Source organism: Paenibacillus sp. FSL L8-0340, assembly GCF_038593145.1.
GTDB lineage: Bacteria > Bacillota > Bacilli > Paenibacillales > Paenibacillaceae > Paenibacillus_AQ.
Window position 1 is genome coordinate 5,206,183 of the sequence record NZ_CP151967.1, and the last position, 23,465, is coordinate 5,229,647.

General features: G+C 49.4%; 21 protein-coding genes. 3 read left to right on the top strand and 18 right to left on the bottom strand.

The genetic code is table 11. The annotated features are described in order from the left end of the window. Nucleotides 1-5 precede the first annotated feature (5 nt). The 5 genes from NST07_RS23830 to NST07_RS23850 all read right to left on the bottom strand — a co-directional run bounded on the left by NST07_RS23830 (nt 6) and on the right by NST07_RS23850 (nt 8,113). Complete coding sequence (locus NST07_RS23830; protein WP_341379219.1) at nt 6-1,799, bottom strand: histidine kinase; 1,794 nt, start codon at nt 1,797-1,799, stop codon at nt 6-8. Nucleotides 1,800-1,960: 161 nt separating this feature from the next. Continuing rightward, nucleotides 1,961-2,764, bottom strand: a complete 804-nt coding sequence (locus NST07_RS23835; RefSeq protein ID WP_341094829.1) for an alpha/beta hydrolase — start codon at nt 2,762-2,764, stop codon at nt 1,961-1,963. Between the two features lie 84 nt (nt 2,765-2,848). Beyond that, a complete protein-coding gene (gene pgmB / locus NST07_RS23840) occupies nt 2,849-3,466 on the bottom strand; it encodes a beta-phosphoglucomutase (RefSeq protein WP_342480273.1) in 618 nt (205 codons plus the stop codon). Between the two features lie 28 nt (nt 3,467-3,494). Next, entirely contained in the window at nt 3,495-5,810 is a 2,316-nt protein-coding gene (locus NST07_RS23845; protein ID WP_342480274.1) for a glycosyl hydrolase family 65 protein, read from the bottom strand. Then, complete coding sequence (locus tag NST07_RS23850) at nt 5,807-8,113, bottom strand: glycosyl hydrolase family 65 protein (RefSeq protein WP_342480275.1); 2,307 nt, start codon at nt 8,111-8,113, stop codon at nt 5,807-5,809. Before NST07_RS23850 ends, NST07_RS23845 begins: the two co-directional genes overlap by 4 nt. A 352-nt stretch (nt 8,114-8,465) precedes the next feature. Here NST07_RS23850 and NST07_RS23855 point away from each other — a divergent pair, with 352 nt between their 5' ends. Next, the gene (locus NST07_RS23855) at nt 8,466-9,182 is read left to right on the top strand and encodes a Crp/Fnr family transcriptional regulator (RefSeq protein WP_038600349.1); all 717 of its coding nucleotides are present in this window, start codon (nt 8,466-8,468) and stop codon (nt 9,180-9,182) included. A 152-nt stretch (nt 9,183-9,334) separates the two neighbouring features. Here NST07_RS23855 and NST07_RS23860 read toward each other — a convergent pair whose 3' ends face one another. From NST07_RS23860 to NST07_RS23910, 11 genes are all read right to left on the bottom strand, one after another. After that, the gene (locus NST07_RS23860) at nt 9,335-9,823 is read right to left on the bottom strand and encodes an NUDIX hydrolase (protein WP_342480276.1); all 489 of its coding nucleotides are present in this window, start codon (nt 9,821-9,823) and stop codon (nt 9,335-9,337) included. Nucleotides 9,824-9,964: 141 nt separating this feature from the next. Beyond that, complete coding sequence (locus NST07_RS23865; RefSeq protein WP_038594981.1) at nt 9,965-10,756, bottom strand: formate/nitrite transporter family protein; 792 nt, start codon at nt 10,754-10,756, stop codon at nt 9,965-9,967. 29 nt (nt 10,757-10,785) lie between these two features. After that, nucleotides 10,786-11,127 carry a nitrite reductase small subunit NirD gene (gene nirD, locus NST07_RS23870; protein WP_038594983.1) on the bottom strand — a complete coding sequence of 114 codons (342 nt, stop codon included), beginning with the start codon at nt 11,125-11,127 and terminating at the stop codon, nt 10,786-10,788. Between the two features lie 25 nt (nt 11,128-11,152). Next, nucleotides 11,153-13,579 carry a nitrite reductase large subunit NirB gene (gene nirB, locus NST07_RS23875; protein WP_341094835.1) on the bottom strand — a complete coding sequence of 809 codons (2,427 nt, stop codon included), beginning with the start codon at nt 13,577-13,579 and terminating at the stop codon, nt 11,153-11,155. A 226-nt stretch (nt 13,580-13,805) separates the two neighbouring features. Next, nucleotides 13,806-14,567, bottom strand: a complete 762-nt coding sequence (locus NST07_RS23880; protein WP_341094836.1) for a hypothetical protein — start codon at nt 14,565-14,567, stop codon at nt 13,806-13,808. A gap of 136 nt (nt 14,568-14,703) precedes the next feature. Then, a complete protein-coding gene (ric, locus tag NST07_RS23885) occupies nt 14,704-15,372 on the bottom strand; it encodes an iron-sulfur cluster repair di-iron protein (RefSeq protein WP_341097734.1) in 669 nt (222 codons plus the stop codon). A 194-nt stretch (nt 15,373-15,566) separates the two neighbouring features. Then, a complete protein-coding gene (locus tag NST07_RS23890) occupies nt 15,567-16,496 on the bottom strand; it encodes a MerR family transcriptional regulator (protein WP_341094838.1) in 930 nt (309 codons plus the stop codon). A 211-nt stretch (nt 16,497-16,707) separates the two neighbouring features. Then, a complete protein-coding gene (locus tag NST07_RS23895) occupies nt 16,708-17,430 on the bottom strand; it encodes a hypothetical protein (RefSeq protein ID WP_341118945.1) in 723 nt (240 codons plus the stop codon). 371 nt (nt 17,431-17,801) lie between these two features. Further along, nucleotides 17,802-18,119, bottom strand: a complete 318-nt coding sequence (locus tag NST07_RS23900) for a helix-turn-helix domain-containing protein (protein WP_038594991.1) — start codon at nt 18,117-18,119, stop codon at nt 17,802-17,804. 125 nt (nt 18,120-18,244) lie between these two features. Continuing rightward, the gene (locus NST07_RS23905) at nt 18,245-18,568 is read right to left on the bottom strand and encodes a hypothetical protein (RefSeq protein ID WP_341094842.1); all 324 of its coding nucleotides are present in this window, start codon (nt 18,566-18,568) and stop codon (nt 18,245-18,247) included. 22 nt (nt 18,569-18,590) lie between these two features. Next, nucleotides 18,591-19,526 (bottom strand): Gfo/Idh/MocA family oxidoreductase, encoded by a 936-nt coding sequence (locus tag NST07_RS23910; protein ID WP_341094843.1) that lies wholly within the window; start codon nt 19,524-19,526, stop codon nt 18,591-18,593. A gap of 135 nt (nt 19,527-19,661) precedes the next feature. Here NST07_RS23910 and NST07_RS23915 point away from each other — a divergent pair, with 135 nt between their 5' ends. Then, nucleotides 19,662-20,270, top strand: coding sequence for a VTT domain-containing protein (locus NST07_RS23915; RefSeq protein WP_341094844.1), 609 nt, complete (start codon nt 19,662-19,664; stop codon nt 20,268-20,270). 170 nt (nt 20,271-20,440) lie between these two features. Beyond that, a complete protein-coding gene (msrA, locus tag NST07_RS23920; protein ID WP_341094846.1) occupies nt 20,441-21,427 on the top strand; it encodes a peptide-methionine (S)-S-oxide reductase MsrA in 987 nt (328 codons plus the stop codon). An 82-nt stretch (nt 21,428-21,509) separates the two neighbouring features. On the opposite strand, the gene NST07_RS23925 is transcribed toward msrA, so the two are convergent. Together NST07_RS23925 and NST07_RS23930 are read right to left on the bottom strand one after the other, a co-directional pair. Beyond that, nucleotides 21,510-22,124 carry a hypothetical protein gene (locus NST07_RS23925; protein ID WP_341094847.1) on the bottom strand — a complete coding sequence of 205 codons (615 nt, stop codon included), beginning with the start codon at nt 22,122-22,124 and terminating at the stop codon, nt 21,510-21,512. Nucleotides 22,125-22,262: 138 nt separating this feature from the next. After that, a complete protein-coding gene (locus NST07_RS23930; protein ID WP_341094848.1) occupies nt 22,263-23,384 on the bottom strand; it encodes a DUF4349 domain-containing protein in 1,122 nt (373 codons plus the stop codon). Nucleotides 23,385-23,465: the final 81 nt, after the last annotated feature.

Below are 23,465 nucleotides of genomic sequence, written 5' to 3' on the forward strand. Positions count from 1 at the left end.
CCTTTCTATTCCTGATTCTCCGACTTCGGAAGCTTGACGGTTACTACCGTCCCGCCCTCCCGGCGCGGCGCATAACTGATTCCATAATCAGGACCAAAATGCAAATGCACGCGTTGATTAATATTGCGGATGCCATAGCCGCTGGCAGGGTTCGGACTCTCATCGTTCAGCACCTGTATAATCGCCTCATAGTCGACCTGCTTATATCCGTTGTCTTCAATGATGATTTGGATGAAGTCATCCTGCGCGCTTGCGCAGATGATAATCTCTCCGTCCTCATCCATGTTTTTGACACCGTGTATGATGGCATTCTCAATCAAAGGCTGCAAAGTGATCTTGGGAATCAGATTTCTTTTGGTGTCCGGCTCAATTCTCCAGATAACAGCAAAAACATAATCATAGCGGTGCTGCTGCAGTTTGATATAGGCACTGGCATGCTCCAGTTCTTCTTCCAGCGTAATCAGTTCCCTGCCCCGGCTCAGGCTGATCTTCATCAGCTTGGATAACTCCTTGATCATTTCCGCCGATTCCACGTTACCTTCCAGCGAGCTTTTCCAGTAGATGCTCTCCAGCGTGTTATACAACAAATGCGGGTTGATCTGCTGATAAAGCAGCTGCAGCTGGGATTCTTTCTGTTTCAGCTCCATTTGGTATTTATACATAATCAAGCCGTTTAACCTGCGGGCCATATCATAGGTCGAGGAGATCAGGACGCTGACTTCGTCGTTGGTTCCTCTTCTTGGGGTTTCGGGCACACGGTTCCCCGGTTCAAATTTCCGGACGAAAAAGGCCAGCTTCTGCAGCGGTGTCATTAGGGAACGCCAAAAATAGGTGATGATGATAATCCCGAATAGCGCATAGGCGACCGTTATGTATTGAATGACCTGCTTCATTTCATTCTGCTGCTGCAGCAGCGCTTTTACCGGAACCTTATAAACCAGCTTCTGCCCCAGCATATGATTATTGTTCACAACATAAATGAAATCATCTGTAATCACATCCCGCGTCCCTTCGGGATCTCCGCTCTCTGCCCCCTCCGGCAGCTTAATCACTTCACCGGTGGAATTTGCAGTGGACGCCAGCACACGGTTGCTCATATCCGTTAAGTAAATTTCTCCGTCAGGCAGAGAGATGGATTTCAATGATTCGCCGATCTTGGATTCCATCTTGGTCACCACCAGCACGCCTATCGTCCCTGATCCCCTATAAATGTTGTTGACCGCTCTGACGTAGGTAAGTGTCTTCATATTTTCCGCCTGCGGACTGAGTCTTTCCGTAAACATGAGATATCCCCGGCCCTTCTCATGCACCACCTGATCGAACCAATACGGCTCCTCCCCTGTGGAGAAAAAATAAACGCCTGCTTTCTTCACCTGCGGGAAGTTGGGTGCGAAAAAGTAATAGGTATCCGGATCGTACACATAGAGAGAGTAGAAGATTCCGTCGCCGTGTTCGGCTCCCTGTGAATAACTCCCCAGGAGTTTTTCAATTGTTTCATAACGTTCGACCCGCTCCAATACCGTATCATCCCCTTGCATATTCAGCTGCTGCAGGATCGGGTTCTGGATGACCGTCGTAGTGATTTTGTTAACTGTATCAATGTCCCTGTTAATGATTGCAAAATTCTGTTTATTCAGCTCTACATAAGCATTGGTGACATGCCGCTTCAGAATCTCCTCCGCCTTGTAATTTCCGTAGCTGTTCAGGATCAGTATAGGTGAGACCATAATCAGAAACAGCAGGATCAGCTGCTGCTTAACATTCAGCCTGACGAGCGGCTTCATAAGTGCAGACAACATCTGGATACACCTCCAGTTTCAATAATATATCAAGTGAATAAGCGCTTACATATGTATATTTTAAAGTTTATTATGGGTATTTGTATGCAATTTCTCCGGTGGGCAGACAAAAAAAGGAACTGTCACAGGACAGTTCCCTTGCATTGCCTTATAGCTAAATATTAGCGCTGTTTGGTATAGCCGTTCAGTTGCAGCCAGGAAGCGCATGCCTCTGTCCAAGTGCGGGTATGAGGTTCTTCATCCGCCAGGCCGAGCCCATGTCTCCCGTGCGCGTATACATGGAGATCGAACGGAATATGATGACGTTCTAATTCGGCGGCGAACAGCAGGCTGTTCGCTACAGGTACTGAACCGTCATCTGAGGTGTGCCAGAGGAAGGTCGGCGGAGTGTCCGCTGTTACTTGCAGTTCACTGCTGAGCAGCTTGACCAGCTCCTCCTCCGGAGTCTCACCCAGCAGATTGGCTCTGGAGCCTTGATGGGCTGCCGCGGCGTACATGGTGATCACCGGGTAACACAGAATCATAAAGTCCGGGCGGCTGGACTGACGGTCCAGCGGTTCGGCCGCCCCGGCATTTTCCCGGTCAAACGAAACTCCAGTGGTCGAAGCGAGATGCCCGCCGGCAGAGAAGCCCAGGATTCCAAGTTTACCGGGATCAATTCCGTATTCGCCAGCACGGAAGCGGATTGTACGCAGCGCTCTTTGGGCGTCTTGCAGCGCGCTTGGATATTGATACGGCGCCACACGATAGCGCAGTACAAAGGCTGAGATTCCAAGTGTATTCAGCCACTCGGCTATCGGCTCCCCTTCATGATATGCCCGCATGCCGTAGCCGCCACCCGGGCATATCAATACTGCAGCATTGTGCTTTCCTTCTACCAGATACGGCGTAATCGCCGGACGGTCCTCATCGGTACTTCCCAGAGCTCCCGGAGCTCCCTCCGGCCATAACAACAACGTTTCCATCTGCATCCCTCATACTTTCCTTCTATAATAGAATAATGAGACGGAGGATAATTTATCCTCTTCTATCATTAGTCTATCAAGGCCTTACAGTTCATGCAATCCGGTGACCACCAGATCAGCTTCCTTCAACATCTCCGCTTTACCGATACCGACAACCAGCATCCCTGCCGCTTTGCCTGCTGCAACGCCAGCCTCTGCATCCTCGAACACCACACACTCGCCGGGCTGCAAACCAAGCGCCTTGCAGGCGGTTTGAAATACTTCCGGGTCCGGCTTGGCAAGGGTTACCTTGTTGCCGTCAACAACCGCATCAAACAATCCGGCAATGTTCAACTTATCCAGAATGAACACGGCATTTTTGCTGGCTGAACCGAGGGCAATGGCTACACCACGCGCTCTCAGGCTGTTCAAGTATTCCTTAACGCCGGGCAGTAGTGCAGATTCAGTCAGACCGGAGATGTACTCTACATACAGGCGGTTTTTCTTGTCTGCCATGGCAAGCTTCTCCGCTTCACTGAATTCCATGCCGCCGATTTCCAGCAGAATATCCAGCGATCTCGACCGGCTTACCCCCTTAAGCCGTTCATTGTGTTCTTCTGTAAACACGAAGCCAAGCTCCTCGGCAAGTGAACGCCAGGCCAAGAAATGATATTTGGCCGTATCCACAATCACACCATCGAGATCAAAGATTGCGCCCTTCATATGTTCCAGCATTTATTTTCTTTCCTCTCTATATGAACTTTCCTTGCCCGTTCCTCTCCTGCTCACTGGCAGCTGCGCTATTCAAGAGACGGAGCTTGGCACCCGGCAGACATGACACGCACCCGCCGCCAAATGCGCTGATAGCCAATGGCTCGCGGTTATCCGCAGCCGCAGTGACGGCCACTTCATTTCGGCTGATCCGCAGTCTGAAGAGGCCGCCCCGCAGCATCACAGGCAATTCCACAGATTGCCACGGTCCCGGCAGCGCCGGATTTAGGCGCAGCACTTCACCGTCAAACTGTACCCCTGTAAAGCCGAGTACTGCAGCCATCCAGGCGCCGCCGTTCGCGGCCGGATGGGTTCCCCCAATGTAGAGGTCACCGACATATTGCTTCGACTCCCCGGTAAGATCAACCGTGGCTGTACGCATGAAATACGGATATCCCCAATCAGGCGAGCCGATGTCGGCGGCCACCAGAGCGTAGATGCAGGGGCTGAGGCTGGAGCCATGCTCGGTGCGCGGCTCATAGAATTCCCAGTTTGCCTGTTTCACATTTTTAGAGAAGGAAGCTTTGAACAGATTCAGCATCAGCACAACATCAGCCTGTTTCAGAATAGTTGTGGTAGTGGCCAGCCCGCTGCTGCCGCCCCAATATTCATTTTTGTTGATGACCCGGGATTTCAGCTCGGAAAGTGTCACCTCTTCCAATTTGAAATAACGGTCGAACTGCTCAATCACAAGATTCTCCGGATCAGGCTGTGGAACATAAAAATGCTCCAGCATCTCGTTAAATTCAGCCACGAAAGGTCCATCCGCAAACAACGCTGCAAGTCCCGGGTAATGCCCGGGATATTTGTCCTGCAGCAACTGCACAACCCGCAGGGCGATTTCCAGTGTCTCCTTCACCAGCGCGTTTGTAAAAGCGTTGTTGTTCACCCGCTCATGATATTCGTCCGGGCCGGTAACATCGAGGATCTCATACCTTTTTTTGACCGGGTTATAGTAGGCATAAGAATAGAAGAAGCGGGCACATTCCCAGATCACTTCTGCCCCACCGTCCATCAGCAGAATGTCATCTCCGGTAAACGTTACGTATTGCCAGATCCCGTGCACCACATCCGCGCTGATATGCACCTGCTTGTCACGGAAGTACGTCCGCATCGGGCGGCCGGTAAATACATCATTTACATTAAATAATGTACAGGCATCGTCTCCGCTGTCCTGGCTTTCCCAGGCATAAAAAGCGCCAAGAAATCCGTATTCCGCCGCCTTCCGGCGCGCTCCATCCAGCGTATGGATGCGGTACATCATCAGATTGCGGGCAATCCGGGGATCGCTGTGCAGAAAAAAGGGCAGCATGAACATTTCCGTGTCCCAGAACACGGCACCTTTGTACACTTGCCCGGATAAACCCCGCGCCGGAATCGAAACCTTCTCCGATTCAGCGGGTGCAATAATCAGCAGCTGATAAATGCTGTACCTCAGCGCAAACTGGGCCGCCTCATCACCTTCAATCCGGCAATCGCAGCGTGACCACCGCTCCTCCCAAACCGCGCTGTGAGCCTTGAGCAGCTCTTCGTAGCCTGCCATTTCCGCGGTCAGGACCTCCTGCTCCGCTGCCGCTGCGGGATCCCCAGCGTTATCAAGCCCGGTATAAACCGCGACATATTTGAACCATTCATAGGTTTCTCCCGCCTTCGCATCAAAAGAAATCACACGCATGGCACCTTCCCCGGCGGTTTCCTGAACATCAAAGGTGAAAGCTACCCTCTCCGCAACAGCTACCGGCAGTTTCAACTCACCGGTTATGGCAGTGGAGAGGGCTGTCCCTGCCTTGAACTGTTCTTTTCTCTCCGTGAGATGTGGGCCATTAATATCCCACACCTCTCCGTCGATGCCGGTCTCAATATAGAGACGGCAATCTGCTGTGCTGTGCAGGGTCAGCCTGCCGGCCAGCAAATGCAGCTGATCCATGCTGACAAACCGTTCGGCCGTGAAGGTCAGCTTACCGCCGCGGAACCCGTATTCAGTCTCCCGCCGATGAACAGCGTTACGGAAGTCCAGCTCGTGACAATGAGACAGCGGATCAGCATCCAGAACTCCAAGCGGCTGGCCATTGCAACTCAGCTTGGTGAACAGACCGTTTGGAGCGTTCACCGGCTCTCGCCATTGCTCGCCGGATTTGTCGTACAATCCGGCCAGAGTTACAGCTGTTAGCTGCTCCTTGGTGAATTCCTCCAGCGTACCGCGGTAACCCATATAACCGTTGCCGGTCATATATTTGTTTCCGTTCGTCGTCACCCTGCTTTTGTCGAAGTCATGCTCTGCTACTGTCCAGCTCATCCGGCCAACATCCCTTCACCCAGCGGAATCGCTGTGCCGGCAGCATCCACCTTCAGCTGTTGTCCATAGACAACAATCTCCGTACTTCCGCCATCCACAGCTTTAAAGCTCACCGTGTCCTTCGTGACCTCGATGCGCAGCAGCACTCCCTCATACATTACCTGGAAGCTGTAAGAGGTCCAGCGCTGCGGAAGCGAAGGCTGGAAGCTTAGACAATCGCCATCAGAGCGCATACCGCCAAAGCCGTATACAATATTCATCCATGCGGCAGCGATTGAAGTGGTGTGCAGGCCTTCCCGGGTGTTGCGGTTATAATTATCCAGATCAAGCCGGGTGGCAAATTCAAAGAAGGTATAAGCCTCCTCATGTTTGCCGATTTCACTGGCCAGAATGGAATGGATCGACGGAGAGAGTGAAGACTCATGGATACATCTGGGTTCGTAATATTCATAGTTCGCCACCTTGGCTTCTCTGGAGAACTGCCCGCTGTACAGGAACATGAACATCAGCACATCAGGCTGCTTGATCATGTCGTAACGGTAGAGACGGTCATAGGACCAATTCGCATAAAGCGGAAAATCCGTGACAGGTATGGAATGAATATCAATATGCGGCATATCGAAAAATCCGTCATGCTCCTCATAGATCCCGCTGTTCGGGTCCAGCGGAACCCGCATATGCTGAGCTTTAAGGCTCCAGTCCGCTAATTCTTCGTCACGCAACCCCGTTTTGGCCATCACCCCGGCGAACGTATCAGGTACCTGCTCTTTCATTTCAGCGACCGTTGCCAGCGTGTATTCGAACAATTTTTGGGCCATCAGGTTGATATAGCAGTTATTGTTCACCATCAATTGAAACTCATCAGGACCCATGACACCGAAATAGCCGTATTCTCCGCTCCGCTGTCCCCATTGCCCTCGTGTAGCATAGAAGCGGCTGATCTGGATCAGCATTTCTGCACCTTTGCTGTACAGGAAGGCCCGGTCGCCCGTATTCTTCACATAATGCCAGATGCCGTAGGAAACGGCAGTGCCAACATGAAGCTGCAGATTAGAATGCTGCCACAGGTCGCAGCTCTCCGTCCCGTCAATCGTGGCAATCGGATAACAGGCTCCCTCGCAGTCCACGTCTTTGGCGCGCAGCATCGCTTCCGGCAGCGTTTTATAGCGGAATTCGAGCAGGCTTTTAGCTGCCTTGGGATTGTTGAACATATAGAACGGCAGGCAGTAGGACTCGGTATCCCAGAAGGCAAGACCACGGTAAGCCTCGCCCGTTAAGCCTTTGGCGCCGATATTGAAGCCGGGATGGTCACCGTGATACGTCTGGTAGAGCTGGAAGATACAGAAGCGGATGCCCTGCTGGTTCTCAGGATCACCTTCGATGCGGATATCGCTGGTCTGCCAGATGCCGCTCCAGTAGGTCTTTTGTTCGGAGAATACCGCTTGCTCATCTAGTCTGCCTGCCGTAACCGCAAGCTCCATTCCTTCTTCCCACAGATTATCTTCACTCCGTGAGGAGTCACTATCCGTGCAATTGACGGCAAGCTTCGTGTAATGCGCGGCTTTCCCCTGGGTCAGCTCCAGTTTGAACTGCTGGCCAATAAATCGATCCCGTTCTATCCGCGAAGTATTCAGCACCTGCGAAGAGTGCAGGACAAAGCTGCTAAACAGCTTATTGCCCGTAGTCAGCGTTTCCGCCATAATCGCAGTGACGCCGTCTTCCACCCCGCTGCGCAGGCTTTTCCACATACTCTTTCCGCGTTCCTCATGAATCATGTTAAAATCAAGCCCTGTGCACACTTCTGCGGTCCCCGAGAAATTCAGCGGCTGAAAGGCAACCAGCTGCAGCCCCAGATGGGACAGGGTCATGCTGACCAGCCGGGTGAATGTTACTTTCAGCTCCTTCCCGCACTCCAGATGCCAGATGAATTCACGGCAATATGTCCCGCTCTGAAAATCCAGTCTGCGGCTGAACTCCGAAACTTTGCTTTTTGCAAGATCCAGAACTTCTCCGTCCACAGTAATTCTGGTGTACAGCCAGTCCACTGCATTTACCATGTAGCGTAACGAACGAATGATACCCTTATAGTGATTACCAATCTCCTGCTGCTCGTTCAGACCATTAAAATAGCTGCCAGGCAGTGAATCACCGCTATAACCTTCATCTGCATAACCACGCACACCCATATACTCATTGCCCAGTGAAAAAATTGATTCCGAGGTACGGTTCCTTTCCGGGTCAAACCCCTCTTCAATGATCGCCCATGGATCGACCTTTAAATATTTATCCGCCACTTTTGCCATGTCTGATTTCTCCTTCTCCCGAGTTGTATCCACATGTCCCCTGTGCTCAGAGGATACGCCGGACGCTCACTTCAAGAGTATCTTTCCGGAGAATCTTGGCCAATGTCTGCCTGTAATGGAGTTATGTGCATTTTTACGGAGTTGAAGGAATCCTGCAGTTTAGGATATGATCAATAAAGCTGAGCAGCCCTGAAAAGCATATTAAATCTCACACATTTGAAGTGAAAATTATCACAATGTTAAAAATTCGACACTTTTTGGCGAAAATTTTTACCCATAATGAGGGATTTCAAGGTATAATTAATTTAAAATTTACTGAAAAACTGAGGGAATAAAGGGGATGTCGATTATGATCAAGGAACATTATAATGTTATCGAAGCCCACGGGAATACAAACTGTTTCTCCGAACAGAACTTCAACAGACTTCTTGTCACAATGAAAGAACGCATGGTCCCTGAAGGATCTCACTTGTTTTGGGAAGGCGACTACTCGGATAAATTGTTTTATATCAAACGTGGACGTGTTAAACTGACCAAATCTACTGACGAGGGTAAGGAACTTATCCTTTATATGTATCAGGCTGGTGATATGGTAGGTCAAGCAGACCCTTTCTTCAGCACGAAGCACAGCTTCACCGCAGAAGTGATTGAGGAGAGCGAGGTTGGTGTGATTGAGCAGAAGGATCTGGAGATTCTGATCTGCCAGCACTGTGATTTCGCCATCGACTTTATGAAATGGATGGGCATTCACCACCGTCTCACCCAGACGAAATTCCGTGATTTGATGATGTACGGCAAGCCTGGCGCACTTTGTTCGACGCTGATCCGCCTCGGCAACACTTACGGCGAGAAGAACGGCGACAATATTCTGATCAACAAAAAAATTACGCATACGGATCTGTCCAACATGATTGGTGCTACCCGTGAGAGTGTCAACCGGATGCTAAGCGACCTTCGCAAGAAAGACGCTGTTGAATACGAAAACGGCATGATCGTAATTAAAGATCTTGGCATGCTGCAGGAAATCTGCCACTGTGAATTATGTCCGAACGAAATCTGCCGTATTTAATTTCCTTGTAATAATACCCTCTATTCTCCTCAATGAAACATATAGGACCCAAATTTTCTTCACAATAAAGATAGAGTGGTCTAAGACGCCTTGCGGGCGTCTTTTTTTCTGTTTGTATTGCCTTGAGGCAAAGCTACATTTGTGAAGCTGTACTACATGGAGCCTCTTTTCATCTCCCATTCCCCATAATATCCAGCCTCTGGAGACAAGCTGCCTCCGTTTAGCCAACCCGCTGCAAGTACGGCAACCGGTGAAGCCGAATCCAGCGTAATGGCTGCCAGATCCACCCACTCCATCCCCAGTGAATCCTGCTCCGCGAATACTCCGATAGTAGCAGCATGTTGAGGTTCCATGACATCCACAGTGTACAGCGCTGCGATGTGATGCATATGTGTAAAGTCATTCTCCTGATACCGCACAAAGAAATCAAAGGTGCCCAGACTGTCTCTCACCTTGACGGACAACCCGGTTTCCTCCATAAATTCTCTGAACAAGCCATCAGCCAGCGATTCATTATCCTCCAGCCTTCCCCCGGGAAGATCATATCTTCCGGTATAAGCCCCTCTTCCTTTATGTATAACCAGCAGCCTGCCCTCACGCATACAAATTCCATAAACCCCAAAATGATTGAAGCTCTTCATCGCAGATCTCTCCCTGTAAAATATAACAATATGACTTAATGTAAAGTTTCCGTTCAGGTACAGTTTAACAAAAAAACTGTCCTGCGGGCTATGACCCACAAGACAGTTATAGTTGCTTGCTATTCAAAATTTATCCTTACCTTAACGTTTGCCTCTGGCAGCGCGCACCGGTGAGATCAGCCAATAGGCCATACCCACAAACACACCGCCACCGATAATATTGCCCAGGGTGACAGGAATCATGTTATGCAGCCAGCCGGCAATGCTGATGGTCTCCGGATGGTTCGGCAGCAGTACGGCTACGCTTAGCAGAGTCATGTTAGCCACACTGTGCTCATATCCGCTGGCGATAAAGGCGAACAGACACCACCAGATCAGCACCAGCTTCGCCGCTTCACTTTTCGCACGCGAGGACATCCACAAGGCCAGACAGACCAGCCAGTTACAGAGGATACCGCGGAAGAAGAGCTCCGAGAAGGGCAGTGTCATTTTTTTGGCGGCAGCGGTAAAGATCAGATGCTCAGCAGGAGCTGCCTTGAACAGCCCCGTTCCTTGAATCAGCAGCGCCAGAATGACCGCACCGGCAACATTGCCGACAAATACAATAATCCAGTTCTTTACCGTATCCCAGACACTGGTTCTTCCGGCAAGTGTACTTACGGTAAAAAACATATTGTTCCCGGTAAACAGCTCAGACCCGGCAAATACGACCAGTGTCAGTGCAATCCCGAAGGAGGTACCCATCACAAGCGGCTGAAAAGGAGATTTGGCCGCCGCTAGCGGTGCGCCGAGTGAGAAAATAAGAATGATTCCGATCCCAACGTAAGCCCCGGCCAATAATGCAGCCAGAAAATACCTCGGCAGACTCTCGTTCATTTTGTCGCGTTTGCCTACTGCTGTTTCTACGATGTTCTCGACACTTTGCGTAAACATCTCTCCACCCCGCCATTTCTCATCTTAATTTAGCTTTGAAAAACTGCCTGTTGCAGGCTGACTTTCACAATATCTCCGTCCAGAGAAACGGGAAAGGTTGCTACTGTACCGTGGTCCGGTGCCTGAACCTCGCCGCTGCGAAGGTCAATCTTCCAGTCATACAGCGGATCGTATAAATAATGTCCCGATACGATTCCCTCAGCGAGAGGCCCACCCTTGGGATGAGGGCTGCTGTTCTCTACGGCATAGAAAGCTCCGTCCGAGGTGCGGAATATGGCCAGCTCCAGATTCCCGGCTGTTACAACACGTCCAATTTGCGGCAGGAAACTCTGTACCGGTCCTACGGCGTATTCTTGTTTTGCGCTATCCATTGTTCTCTCTCCTTTTGGGTTAATATTAGACTCTTGCCTTCTCAAACAGCGCGGTGCGCGTGCTGTCGTCATTCAGCATTTTTTTCCAAGGATCAGTTACCTGAGCCAGGGCAAAATCAATCCGTGCAGCCAGCTCCTTGCGGTTGTCCTCATTGTTCAGAATCACGTTCTGGATATTTTCCAGTCCCATGCGTTCGACCCATTCCGAGGTTCTTTCCAGGTAATTTCCGGTTTCACGGTAATACTGAATCACGGCGGAGCAGATTTCGATCAGCTCATCATCGGTTTTCACCTTGCAGAAGGCATCGGCTATCCGCGGTTTGATCCCGCCGTTGCCGCCAATGAACACTTCCCAGCCGCCGTCGTTGCCGACGATGCCGATATCCTTCGTGCAGGATTCCGCACAGTTGCGCGGGCAGCCGTTAACTGCTATTTTGAATTTGGCCGGCAAATCAAGGCGCTCATATTTACGTTCAATAAAAGCTCCCATACCCATGGAATCCTGTGTCCCGAAGCGGCAGAACTGCGAACCTACACAAGTTTTTACCGTACGAAGCGATTTCGCATAGCCATAACCGGAAGGCATATCCAGCTCTTCCCATACTTTAGGCACATCCTCTTTTTGGATACCGACCAAATCCAGACGCTGACCACCGGTCACTTTTACAACCTTCACGTTATATTTCAAGGAAACATCGGCAATTCGTCTCAGGTCTTCCGGTGTAGTTACCCCGCCGTACATCCGAGGAATAACGGTAAAGGTGCCGTCTTTCTGGATGTTCGCACTCATCCGTTCGTTGACGAACCGCGATTCCTTCTCATCCTCATGGGTATCCGGGTAGATCATGCCAAGATAATAGTTCACAGCCGGACGACATTTGGAGCAGCCTTCCGCTTGTTTCCAGCCCAGCACATTCATAACCTCTTTGGTCGTTTTCAAGCCTTTAGCGGTAATCTCTGCTACAATCTCATCGCGGCTCAAGGTGGTGCATCCGCAAATCCCCTGCTTCGCACTTTCCTGGAAGCTGTCACCGAGAACAAACTGCAGAATCTGCTCGACAACCGGCTTGCAGCCACCGCAGGAGCGGGTAGCTCCGGTGCAGGCTTTAATTTCGTCTACCGTGGTAAAACCATTCTCCGTAACGGCATCAACGATCGCCTTCTTGGTCACGCCGTTGCAGCCGCAGACAATCTCCTCATCAGCCATCGCTTCGACTGACATGCCTTTTTTTGCACTGCCTCCGCCGCAGCAGCCCGTGCCCATTACTTCGCCATAAATTTCGTCGGTCATTTCGGTGCCCTGCTTGACCAGCTTCTGCAGACTGGCGGACTCAGTCACATCGCCGAACAGGACTGCTCCGACAATAATATTGTTTCTGAGCAGAATTTTCTTATAGGTTCTCTTCCATTCATCTTTTGCCGAAATGACGGTATGTTCCGCTGTTTCAGTGAAATCACCGGCAGAGAAGACATCCACTCCGGAGATCTTCAGCTTGGTGGCTACGACAGAACCTTCATACGGCTGGGTGGAGGCGCCGCACAAATGCTTTGCCAGCACCATCCCCTGCTCGAACAGCGGAGCTACCAGCCCGTAGCAGGTGCCGCGGTGCTCTGTACATTCTCCTACAGAATAGACATCCGCCATCGAGGTCTGGAGATAATCGTTCACGACAATTCCGCGGTTAACTGTGATGCCGCTGTCTTTGGCCAGTTGGACGTTCGGTTTGATTCCGACAGCCATCACTACAAAATCTGATTGCAGCTCGGTTCCATCACTGAAACGCAGGCCGTTTACCCGTTCCTCCCCGGTCAGCTCAACCGTCTGTTTGCCCATGGCAAACTTCACACCCTGGCGCTCAAGCTCGGCTTGAAGCATGGAGGAAGCAGTATGGTCAAGCTGACGCTCCATCAAATCCTCCAGCAGATGTACGACGGTAACATCCATGCCGAGGTTCACAAGTCCTTTGGCTGCTTCAAGACCAAGCAGTCCGCCGCCGATCACCGCAGCTGTGCGGTATTGCTGTGCCGCAGCCAGCATGGCGTCGCAATCCGCAATGTCACGGAAGCCTACAACTCCATCCTTTGTGCTGCCCGGTACAGGCAGAATGAATGAATTTGAGCCTGTTGCAATAATAACTTTATCGTAAGGAACCGACATTCCATTATCTGTAATGATCTGACGGGAGGCTTCATCAATCCGGACAACAGTGGTCCCAGTATGCAGAGTAATATTGTTATCCTCATACCACTGGCGGTCGTTCAGAATGATATCCTCAATGCTCTTGCTTCCTTCTAGGACATAGGACAGCATGATCCGGTTGTAGTTGGGATGAGGCTCGCTTCCAAAGATCGTAATATCATAAGCGCCGCCAAGCTTAAGGATCTGTTCGATAGTGCCTACGCCAGCCATACCATTCCCTATCAAAACTAACTTTTCTCTCTCCACGGTCACTGTTAAGACCCTCCTCAATGCTTCTGGATTTCTTCATATACATCTCTGATAACAAAATTATACGTTTTAAATTTGAAGAGCATTTGTGATTCAAATCACAATAAATGTGAATGTTTTCACATATTTTTATGCCAGCTTATGTTAGGTTTATTGGTCAAAGAAAAATAGCCAGCTTCCCTTATGCTTCCTCTTGCATTAAGGAAAACTGGCTATGATATTTATCCTCTTACCGGAGAACCAGTGAAATCTCGAGTAAATCTTGAGGTCTCAGCTTCATATCAATTCCGCTGTCAAGCAGCGTCTTGTCGTTCACCTTCAGCTTCCAGTCTTCACTGGTGAGCGGAGTGTACCCCATGACCGTGAGTACCGTCTTGTTGTCTTCCGCCAACTGAACAATTCCGCTGCTCTTCAGCAGACCCCGGACAGACAGGTCCTCGCTATAAGATAAAATATGTGAATGTGTCAGTTCAGGCTGCTCACTCCCGCCGTTCACCGTAAGAATAATGGGCAGAAGCGGGGCATCTCCGGCTGCCGGCTTCGCAGTAATAACAATCGCCTGCTCCCGCGAGACTGGACTATTCCAATCGGTTATGATTTTGCCGCCAAGCTGAATCTGCCAGATCATGTCCGGGGCAAGAAAAATTTTATTGACTGCCAGTATGCTAAATCCGTCTTCGGCAAAAGTAACGACACCGCTACTCTTCAGCAGCTCTATAAGCGTTATTCCTGGCTTGTATGCTTCGACGAGCTGTCTCCCCGAGTTCCCTGCCAGCTCATTATCACCGGCCATTAGTGAAAAAGCCGGGCCTGCAGCCCCGGCTGCGGCATTGTTTCCGTTCGTATCTGAACCAAATGACGAGCATCCGCCTACCGTCGCAATGATAATTAAACCTACCCATAAACGCCACAGAAATTTCGTGGACATTCCCGGCACCGCCCTCTTCCGCCCGATCATAACCTCAATCATTTTTCTCAGGTCTTTAGTCATTATGTATACTATCTTTTAAGAATAACGCAAACTAGCTTTGTTCTCAAACGATAAATTCAGGTTTTTAATCTGGCAGCGAGACGGTACAGAATAAAAAAAAGTCCCCGCAGGGACTTTGAGAACAACATGCTCTATTTTACTGATAACGCAGGAACAAGATGTTATTCTCCAGATGCACATGCTCGAAGGTCATTCCCTCTAGCTCCTCCAGGCGGGCATAGGTCAGGCGGTAGGTTGTGCAGGCATGCTCTGGCGGAGTGAAGTCGTTTGTAACTCTGCGGAGCTCCCGCAAAATCTCACCCGCTCCATCATGTTCTTCTTCCAGTGTATGCAGCAGCCCGCGCAGCTCGGCCAATCCTTCTTCGCTCGGATTCTCGGAGTAGGCCAGCATCTTAGGGAATTCGGATTCTTCCTCCTTCGCTGTATGCTGGAGCAAATCTTCCCGCAGGAGGTTGAACAACCGGTAAACTTCAGCCAGATGCGGAGAATCCTCGCCATGGACGCGGAATACCTTGGTTACATTCTGACTGATCAGGGGCAGCTCTTCGCGCAAGTAGTGGTGATGCTTGCCCACAATATACTCAACCAGCTCAGCGGAGGATGCCTCATTCCAGGCAGTGTCCACATCAAGCACCGGATGCTCTTTCAGCAGCTTATGCAGATCTGCAAGCAGTGTCTCCGAATCAAGCCCTTTCTCAGCTGCCACTTCGGCCAGCGGCTTTGCGCCCCCGCAGCAGAAATCGATCCGCTGTCCCTTGAAATAATCTGCCGCCTTCGGGAATTGCAGTACAATATCTCTGACCATGTCCGCTCCGGTAAATTGGATAGGCGCTGCCGCAGAATCGCTTCCCGCATTGTCCCGTGTTCCTGTAATTGTATTATTGAATTGATTGGCCGTCATGATGGCCCCTCCCTTACGTTATTGGTTTCTGTTACCCTTCCACCTTAACGCCCAGAGAAGCTCAAGCTAGTGATTGAACGCACTGAATATATAAAATTTTATTGAACGTCAAATGTAATATTCGATAACTTTGAAAATTCCGAAAGCTTTTCCACTTTTTCATTATAAACACAAAACGCTTTGCTTAGAATTTTTAGATTTTTAACAAACTTATCATAATATCCAATTTCATTCATCAATCCCCTCATCCCTTCCGATAGATTTGTTAATTTTATATATTCTGCCTGCATATCAGGATCGTCTTTTAATCGGTAAGTATAATCAGAAATTTTCTCTCGTTCATTTACAAATCCCTCCTCTGTTATGGTAAGCCATTTCTCGATATAGTCATGAATATATTTTTCATACTTTTCAATATCTTTAATGGTCAGCTTTTCGTACATGTCTACTATTTCTTGGGGATATTTTATCGCTTCGACTTCATCTAAGAATTTAATTATGGAAATCCATGCTTCCTCTTTTTCCGGCGTATCTATAGGTTCATTTAAGAAAGAACTGTATTGCATGATCAACATCTTCCCAAAGTTCCCTGGAAAAATACGCTCAATCTGCTTTTTCATAAAGCCCTCTCTGCTTCGCTCATCCAGCTCAAGAGTTTTACTCAGAACCGATAGCTGTTTTGTTAATTGCAGAAGTCCAATCTCATCAGAATCAAAACTGCTCAGGCTGGATCGAAGCACATTTTTTCTTTTTTCAAGTCTTCTGATCTCACTGTCAAGTCTTGCCAAGTGTTGCTCTAAACAATCTTTTAACCTTTGAGGGTTCGATATCATTGTTTTGATATCTTTCAGGGGTACATCAAATTGTCTCAAAACAGATATTTGCACCAATACATCGGCATCACTTAGCGAATACTCCCGATAATTGTTTTCAGCATTAACATGAGGGCTTACTAACCCTTCTTCCTCGTAATAGTTTATTGCTTTTTTGGTAAGGCCCGTAATATCCATAATCGCACTTATTTTCATCAATAACACCTCCTTGTAATAAAATAAGCTAATACCCAAGGGAACAGTCAATAGCTTATTTCCCATAGCCATAGTTCAGATTGTCCGTGCTTATTATTGATTGCGATTTCAAGCCCAACTCAAAACAGCGCGCACCGATTGTACCGGCACGCGCTGTTGTCATAGACATTCCCACTGGTTTATTTTATATTCTTACAAATATCAATTTTCGCTATCGGACCGTCGCCTGCATATACGTCCGTTTGCCCTCAGCGTCCTTCAGATAAGGTCCCAGCCCGGCAAAGCGTGAATGGTCTACATACACCCCTGTCATCCATCGGCCCTCAGTCAGGCCGCCATTCCACTGCAGTACAAGATCGGGAGCTGCGATCCATTCCTGATACACTCTTATATTCTTTTCTTTATATTCTTTGCTGGGTTTGCCAATCTCGGCCAGCCTTAGATTATTCATATAGGTCGGTACGAAATACGTGGAAATTGTATCGAGATCATCGCCATCCAGAAAGGCTTCTTCGCCTAAGTACGGCTGAAACAGCACCGTATTCTCATACAGCGACCATATCACAGCCTGCAGCACCATGCTTTGCCTGATGCCATTATGGAAGGTGAACCTGCGCTGCTGGCTGGAGCTGAGATTGTCCGGGACTGCCGATGGTTCCAGGCAATGCCGTTCACAGCCGATACATTTCCAGCCGGTCGGGCTCTGAATCCATTTCTGAAACACGCTTCCGCTATCGTTGTCTCCCTTGTATAAGGAGGATATGATTTCGTAGGGCACTCCAATCCACGCATCCCATAACGAGCCGGGAAGATGCCCGTGCAGCATAAACAACGTCTTGTCGTAAATGAGCTGAACTTTAATTGAGGCGGTCTCCAGCTCGGCAACATCATCTTTTCCATATGTTATTTCCCGGGAAAACAAGGTGGTTTTCATCTTCCTCGCCTCCTAAAAGTTTTGTTAGCGTTACTTCTATCGAGTCCACTACGACAAAACTTACTTCGAAAGCATACACTTAGTTTTGTTAGCGTTACTTCTATCGAGTCCACTACGACAAAACTTACTTCGAAAGCATACACTTAGTTTTGTTAGCGTTACTTCTATCGAGTCCACTACGACAAAACTTACTTCGAAAGCATATTCATATACTTGGTAACGCTCGCACACGTCCGGCAACAGTTTTTTCTATTATATTATATCCTGCGGTTGATTGTGCAAGTTTTATTTGAATAAATTTGAATAAATTTGAAAAAGCCCCTTTTCCATGAAGCGGAAAAGAGGCGATCAATAGGACGCTGAAGCGCGGGCTACTCGACCCAGCTCTCTGCCCAGGACTGAATTTGCTGCATAACCGGCTCAAGTGCGCGGCCCTTAGTGGTTAATTCGTACTCGATGCGCACCGGAGTTTCCGGATACACATGCCTTACCAGAATACCCTCACATTCCAGATCCTTCATTCGTTCGGACAGCATCTTATCGCTCATTGATGGAATCAGGCCGGAAATATCCTTAAAACGCTTCGGTCCACTCATCAATGTCTGGATAATTAGCCCATTCCAACGTTTGCCTAAGAAAGAGAAGGCCGTTTCGAATCTTGGGCACATCGTCAGCTGATGTTCTTCCATTGTTCTCACCTCTCACTTGTGAAACTTACAATTAGTTAGTATATATAATTTTACCACATTTATAGCGTAATGAACATCGTTTACCAAAAAAAAGTTCACTAGCCTACCTTATTATATCCCTGATGTCAATCCACGGTGCCTTGCGGCGGCTTTCGCTGTGCAATCGCCCCGGTTACCACGTAAGCCAGATCATCGTTGCTATAGAGGGACAACACTCCAAGAACCGTATCATCGGAGATAAAGCCTGCTTCCTCCTCGGGTACAGTCAGCGCCAGTGCCCTGCTGAGCGCGGCATTGCCCTCCTGATGCGGGTAAGCCTGCAGATACAGCGCATGCGGGTCTAATTTGTTGTTCACACACCATTGGGCAAACACGAGAATCATCATTTCCTCATCCCGTTTGTAGCTTTCGATAATCTGCTCTTCCATTGATTTGCTGTACTCGTCCATAGTGTGCTCCTTTCTGCTTCTGTCATTCGGCAAGCTTCGCTGCCAGCACATGGCTGGGCAGAACGGCAGAAGCTGAGATGCCGCATTGCTCCGGGGTATGAATATTGTTCAAAAAATGACGGACCACGCCGCTGAAGCCTCTCCGCTCCAGAATTGTATCCCAGCTTCCGAAGCTTTGGTTGCGTGGCAGGGAACCCTTCTCGAATAACGTAACCTTCTCCATGTCCACCACTTCTACTGATCTGCCGTTTCCGTGCAGCTCCAGCTTCTCAAGGTCAGCTCCGGCATCCCTGACCATGCTGTACATTCCGCTCTCCCCGCTGGTCCAGGACAGCATTCCAGAGGATTGAAGCAGCCTGCCTTCCCGATCGGACTTAAGACTGCTGTGAAGCAGCTCATAATCCCCGCCGCAGAGCCAGAGCAGCAGGTCCAGCATATGAATCAGATCATCATATACAGTTTCACGGCTGCTTCCGGATTGCAGCTTCGTGCGGTGTTTGACCGCCTGACAATGGCTGATACCGCCTGCCTTGGCTAGCCAGGCCTTGGCTGCCATATACATCGGGGCATACCGGCGGTTGAAGCCTACAGCCAAAAGCAGTCCTTTGTCTTCGGCCAGCTCCGCCATCCGCCGGGATTGTTCCAGCTCATAAGACAGCGGCTTATCTACATACACCGACAATCCGTGCTCCAGACACTGGGTCACAATCTCATAATGAGTAGGCGTGGGACTGTGCACGAAGACCGCATCGAGATCCCAGGACAGCAGCTCATTTAGATCGGTGGTGCCTTTGGGCAAGCGGTACATACCAACCGCTCCCTGAACCGTAACCGGAGAATGGCTTAGCACTCCAACTACCTCGGCCTGGTCATGACGGGAGAGCAGCGGCAAATAGACTTTACGGGCGATATCCCCGATGCCGACCATCGCCACTCTTTTACGTGCAGTGTTATTCATCGCAGCATCTCCCTCTTCTGTCATTCTTAGATGTATTATACAGTGACAAGCTCATTCGACAAATGATCTTTGCTTCATTAATTACTTTTTTTTCAGTATGATGAGATGAATGAACGGAAGAAAGGGAATAGTAGAATGAGAAAATGGCTGACGGCTTTGCTGTATGTTTCGGGAGTAATCCTTGCGTTTATCTATAGAAATGAAATCTTGGACTGGCTGCGGGAGGATCACAATCTCCTTCTGTCAATCGGCGCGGCCACATTGCTGGCCTTTATTCCTGTCATACCCTATAAAGCTGTCATCGCTTTATTCGGATATGCCTACGGAAGTGTAGCCGGCGCAGCCATCTGCTGGTTAGCGACCACTATCGCTGCCGCGGTTGTGTACGGCATCGTAAAATATATATTTCAAGACAGGGCGGGTACATATTTAGCCTCCTTACCACTGCTTGAGAAATTCTCGTCCGCCGTGAAGCGGCGCCCCTTTGCTTCCATTGTGCTTGCCCGTCTGACTCCGGTAATTCCGCAAATGGCGGTGAACATCTACGCCGGTGTATCCGGACTGCACTTCTGGAGTTATCTCGCCGCTACCGGCCTAGGCAAAATCCCCGGCATATCGCTGTACGCCTTTCTTGGAGGACAACTGTTCCTTCATCCGAAAAGCGCTGTTATAGCTATTCTGGTCTATGTCGCCGTAATCGCACTGGCCGTATGGTCCCTCCGGCCCCGCCGTTCCTTGGAATAAAGAGTCAACTGAGCACACATGTAGCAGGGAGAGTACCGGCAGCTATGAGGATGTTGCTTACGAGCATTCTGCCTCACGAATGGCATCCGCTGGCAGAGTGATCTAATTTGCTTTATAATTAAATTGAATTGTGATCTATTTAATTGCATTCTATGAATGGAGGGATATTTATGAGTGATGTTCAGTCTAACCATATAGGTACCAAAACAGAAAAAGCGACATTTGCGGGAGGCTGTTTCTGGTGCATGGTATCTCCTTTTGAGGAGCTGCCGGGTATTGTCGAGATCCTCTCCGGTTATACGGGCGGGCATACGGTCAATCCGACCTATGAAGAAGTGTGCTCAGAAACGACCGGCCATGTTGAAGCGGTACAGATTACCTTTAACCCGGATATTTTCCCATACAGCAAGCTGCTGGAGCTGTTCTGGCAACAGATAGACCCTACCGATGCCGGAGGACAATTCTATGACCGCGGAACCTCTTACGGCACGGCAATATTTACCCATTCGGAGGAGCAGCGCCAGCAGGCAGAAGCTTCCAAGGCTGCGCTACAGGCCAGCGGACGTTTCTCGGGGCCAATTGTAACTCCAATCCTGCCGGCTAAACCGTTTTACCCTGCCGAAGAGTACCACCAGGGTTATCATCACAAGAATCCCGGACACTACAAGCGTTACCGCAAGGGCTCCGGCCGGGATGCTTTTATCGAGAATCACTGGACACATCAGGAGGATAAGAACAGCCTGAAGGAACGTTTGACACCGCTGCAATACGAAGTGACGCAGAACAACGCTACGGAATCGCCTTTCCGCAACGAATTCTGGGATCATCATGGAGACGGTATATACGTAGATATCGTATCCGGTGAGCCGCTCTTCAGTTCCCATGATAAATTCGATTCCGATTGCGGGTGGCCCAGCTTTACCCGGCCGATCCGCGACTATTCGGTCAAGGAGAATACCGATCTCAGCCACTTGATGATCCGCACGGAAGTACGCAGCAAAACTGCCGATTCCCATCTTGGTCATGTGTTCAACGACGGTCCCGGTGAAAATGGCCTGCGGTACTGCATCAATTCGGCTGCGCTGCGCTTTGTGCCGAAAGAAGATTTGGAGAAGGAAGGCTATGGAGAGTACCGTGTGCTCTTCCAGCATGCCTGATTCATAAAGAACAGGAATTCTAAACATCTAACGAATACAAAAAAAGAAACTCTGATTACAGAGTTTCTTTTTTTGTATTCGCTTATGCAGGGTCAAGCTTCGTAATAAGTGGTGCAAAATTAATCACTGAGAATTTATTCGCACTGGTTGGATCACCACTGCCTACAGCAACCTTTTGTGTGGTTGAGAGGCTGCTCGTCCAAGGGGTGTAATTGGCCCCGGCTGTGTCCGTACGCAGCTGGGTTTGGGAGAAGCTGGCCTGGCTGTACGAGCTTGCGCCTTGATCCTCCACACCGTGTATCATTTTCACTTTGTTATACGTCCCCAGCGCCTTCGACGCATCGCCGACATCCTTGTGGTCGGTCCAAGGGAGCGCCGCACCATTCAGATACAAGGTGGCTTGACGCGTGGAATGATCATAAGTGAGCTTAAGGTCAACCGTCTGGCCTTTGGCAAGACTCGATACAACTTGGGAATTATAGTACGTGCTGGTTCCTCCGTAGGAAGCTCCAAGAAACACTTTAAACCCGAGGTAAGAGTAGGAAATCCCCGCTTCAATAGAGGCCTCTCCGATGCCCAAGTACCAGTCGACATAGCCATTCACCGGATTAATGGTTGTCGGCAGAATAAGCTTTGTTGATACCCCTGTGTAGCTGGCTGCATTGGTAATTGTTCTAACTGCTCCGTGTCTGTTCATTCTTATCCATCTCCCTATACCTATTAGTGAGTAGAAGCTGGCGCGCCATCTTTGCTTCTCATCTATTAGGGAAATTTCACAAGGGAATTACAACCAAGCTCCGAAAAAACTTATCATCCCCTACAGGGAGCTCCTTCTTTATCCTTTATTCTCAGGTTCACCGCCATCTTCCTCGGGGGCAGTTTTATTCTCCGGCGCAGGCTCTGCGCTGCTGCGGTTCAGATTCTCCCTGTTGCTCCGCTCCATATGCGTCTTCTCATGCTGCTTGGATTTTCTCCGGAACCAGAGGACAATCACTGTAACCACACCGGCTACAAGAAGCACCGGAAGTGCCGCTGCTAGGAAAACAACCAGCCACTGCAACATAATAGACATAGCGCTCAGGCTGCTCTTGAGTGCATCCGATGCCCGCTCTAACAGCGGACCCTGCTCTTTCTTCTGCGTAACAGCAAGGCTTTCGTCCGTCTGATAGAGGCGGAGCTCCACGGTGGAGAAGGAGACATTTTGATCAATATAACGCATTCTGCCTTTAATCTGCTCGATTTCCTCCTGAATCGCTCCAAGCTGGTTAGCGAAAGCGACCAGATCGGACGATTTGGTTGCTTTTTTCATAAACTCGATATACTGGTTCTCCATCAGCTGCTTAGCCTTAAGACGTGATTCCAAATCAACGTATTCTTCTGAGACGTCCTGCCCGGTGATGCTTTGCTGAATTTTTTCATTCTTGATCTTCTCCAGATTATCCAGAAAAGAGGCGAATCCGGAAGCCGGCACCTTCAGAATAAAGGTCCCGCCCTTCTCGTATTCAGACATATTCTCCGAAAATTCAATAATATAGCCGCCGGCCAAAGTAATCATGTTCCGTACATCACTTTGCGCTGAGGCATAGTCCTTTACCTCCATATTGAGGTTTGCCCGGTAGATCAGCTTCTTGTTCAGTCCGGCTGCAACATCGCTCCCGGTAAATCCGGAAGGTTGTTCAGCACCCTGTTCTGTACCTAGATTCTTGGCTGTCCCCGTCTTGTTCGCATCGGTTTTCTGATCCTGCCCGCCTGCTGTTACTGTAGCAGACTCCGCCGAAGAATCCTTCGATTGAACCGAAGCAGCCGCAGGTGCTGAATCTGCCGCCCCTCCCTCAGAGAAGGTGTTTGTACTGAGTTGATCAGCTGCCGAGTTGTTGTCGTCGCCTGAACCGCAGCCCGCCAGCACAACTGCTAGAACCAATAAAAATAAAAAGTAATGCAGACCCCATTTTCGCATTCTCATTCCTCCAAAAGTGTAGTGGAATTTCAGCTTCTTCTATATAAACTACTCCGGCGAAAGGCCCTTTGATCTCTGAGT

Excerpts from the sequence above, each read along its gene's own strand:
- NST07_RS23905 (WP_341094842.1), bottom strand. The coding sequence starts at position 18,568 with ATGGACGAGTACAGCAAATCAATGGAAGAGCAGATTATCGAAAGCTAC.
- NST07_RS23925 (WP_341094847.1), bottom strand. The coding sequence starts at position 22,124 with ATGAACAGACACGGAGCAGTTAGAACAATTACCAATGCAGCCAGCTAC.
- NST07_RS23880 (WP_341094836.1), bottom strand. The coding sequence starts at position 14,567 with ATGACTAAAGACCTGAGAAAAATGATTGAGGTTATGATCGGGCGGAAG.
- NST07_RS23860 (WP_342480276.1), bottom strand. The coding sequence starts at position 9,823 with ATGAAGAGCTTCAATCATTTTGGGGTTTATGGAATTTGTATGCGTGAG.
- NST07_RS23850 (WP_342480275.1), bottom strand. The coding sequence starts at position 8,113 with ATGGCAAAAGTGGCGGATAAATATTTAAAGGTCGATCCATGGGCGATC.
- NST07_RS23895 (WP_341118945.1), bottom strand. The coding sequence starts at position 17,430 with ATGAAAACCACCTTGTTTTCCCGGGAAATAACATATGGAAAAGATGAT.
- msrA (WP_341094846.1), top strand. The coding sequence starts at position 20,441 with ATGAGTGATGTTCAGTCTAACCATATAGGTACCAAAACAGAAAAAGCG.
- NST07_RS23900 (WP_038594991.1), bottom strand. The coding sequence starts at position 18,119 with ATGGAAGAACATCAGCTGACGATGTGCCCAAGATTCGAAACGGCCTTC.
- NST07_RS23845 (WP_342480274.1), bottom strand. The coding sequence starts at position 5,810 with ATGAGCTGGACAGTAGCAGAGCATGACTTCGACAAAAGCAGGGTGACG.
- NST07_RS23910 (WP_341094843.1), bottom strand. The coding sequence starts at position 19,526 with ATGAATAACACTGCACGTAAAAGAGTGGCGATGGTCGGCATCGGGGAT.
- nirD (WP_038594983.1), bottom strand. The coding sequence starts at position 11,127 with ATGGATAGCGCAAAACAAGAATACGCCGTAGGACCGGTACAGAGTTTC.
- NST07_RS23865 (WP_038594981.1), bottom strand. The coding sequence starts at position 10,756 with ATGTTTACGCAAAGTGTCGAGAACATCGTAGAAACAGCAGTAGGCAAA.
- pgmB (WP_342480273.1), bottom strand. The coding sequence starts at position 3,466 with ATGAAGGGCGCAATCTTTGATCTCGATGGTGTGATTGTGGATACGGCC.
- NST07_RS23915 (WP_341094844.1), top strand. The coding sequence starts at position 19,662 with ATGAGAAAATGGCTGACGGCTTTGCTGTATGTTTCGGGAGTAATCCTT.
- NST07_RS23830 (WP_341379219.1), bottom strand. The coding sequence starts at position 1,799 with ATGTTGTCTGCACTTATGAAGCCGCTCGTCAGGCTGAATGTTAAGCAG.
- NST07_RS23890 (WP_341094838.1), bottom strand. The coding sequence starts at position 16,496 with ATGAAAATAAGTGCGATTATGGATATTACGGGCCTTACCAAAAAAGCA.
- ric (WP_341097734.1), bottom strand. The coding sequence starts at position 15,372 with ATGGTCAGAGATATTGTACTGCAATTCCCGAAGGCGGCAGATTATTTC.
- NST07_RS23930 (WP_341094848.1), bottom strand. The coding sequence starts at position 23,384 with ATGCGAAAATGGGGTCTGCATTACTTTTTATTTTTATTGGTTCTAGCA.
- NST07_RS23835 (WP_341094829.1), bottom strand. The coding sequence starts at position 2,764 with ATGGAAACGTTGTTGTTATGGCCGGAGGGAGCTCCGGGAGCTCTGGGA.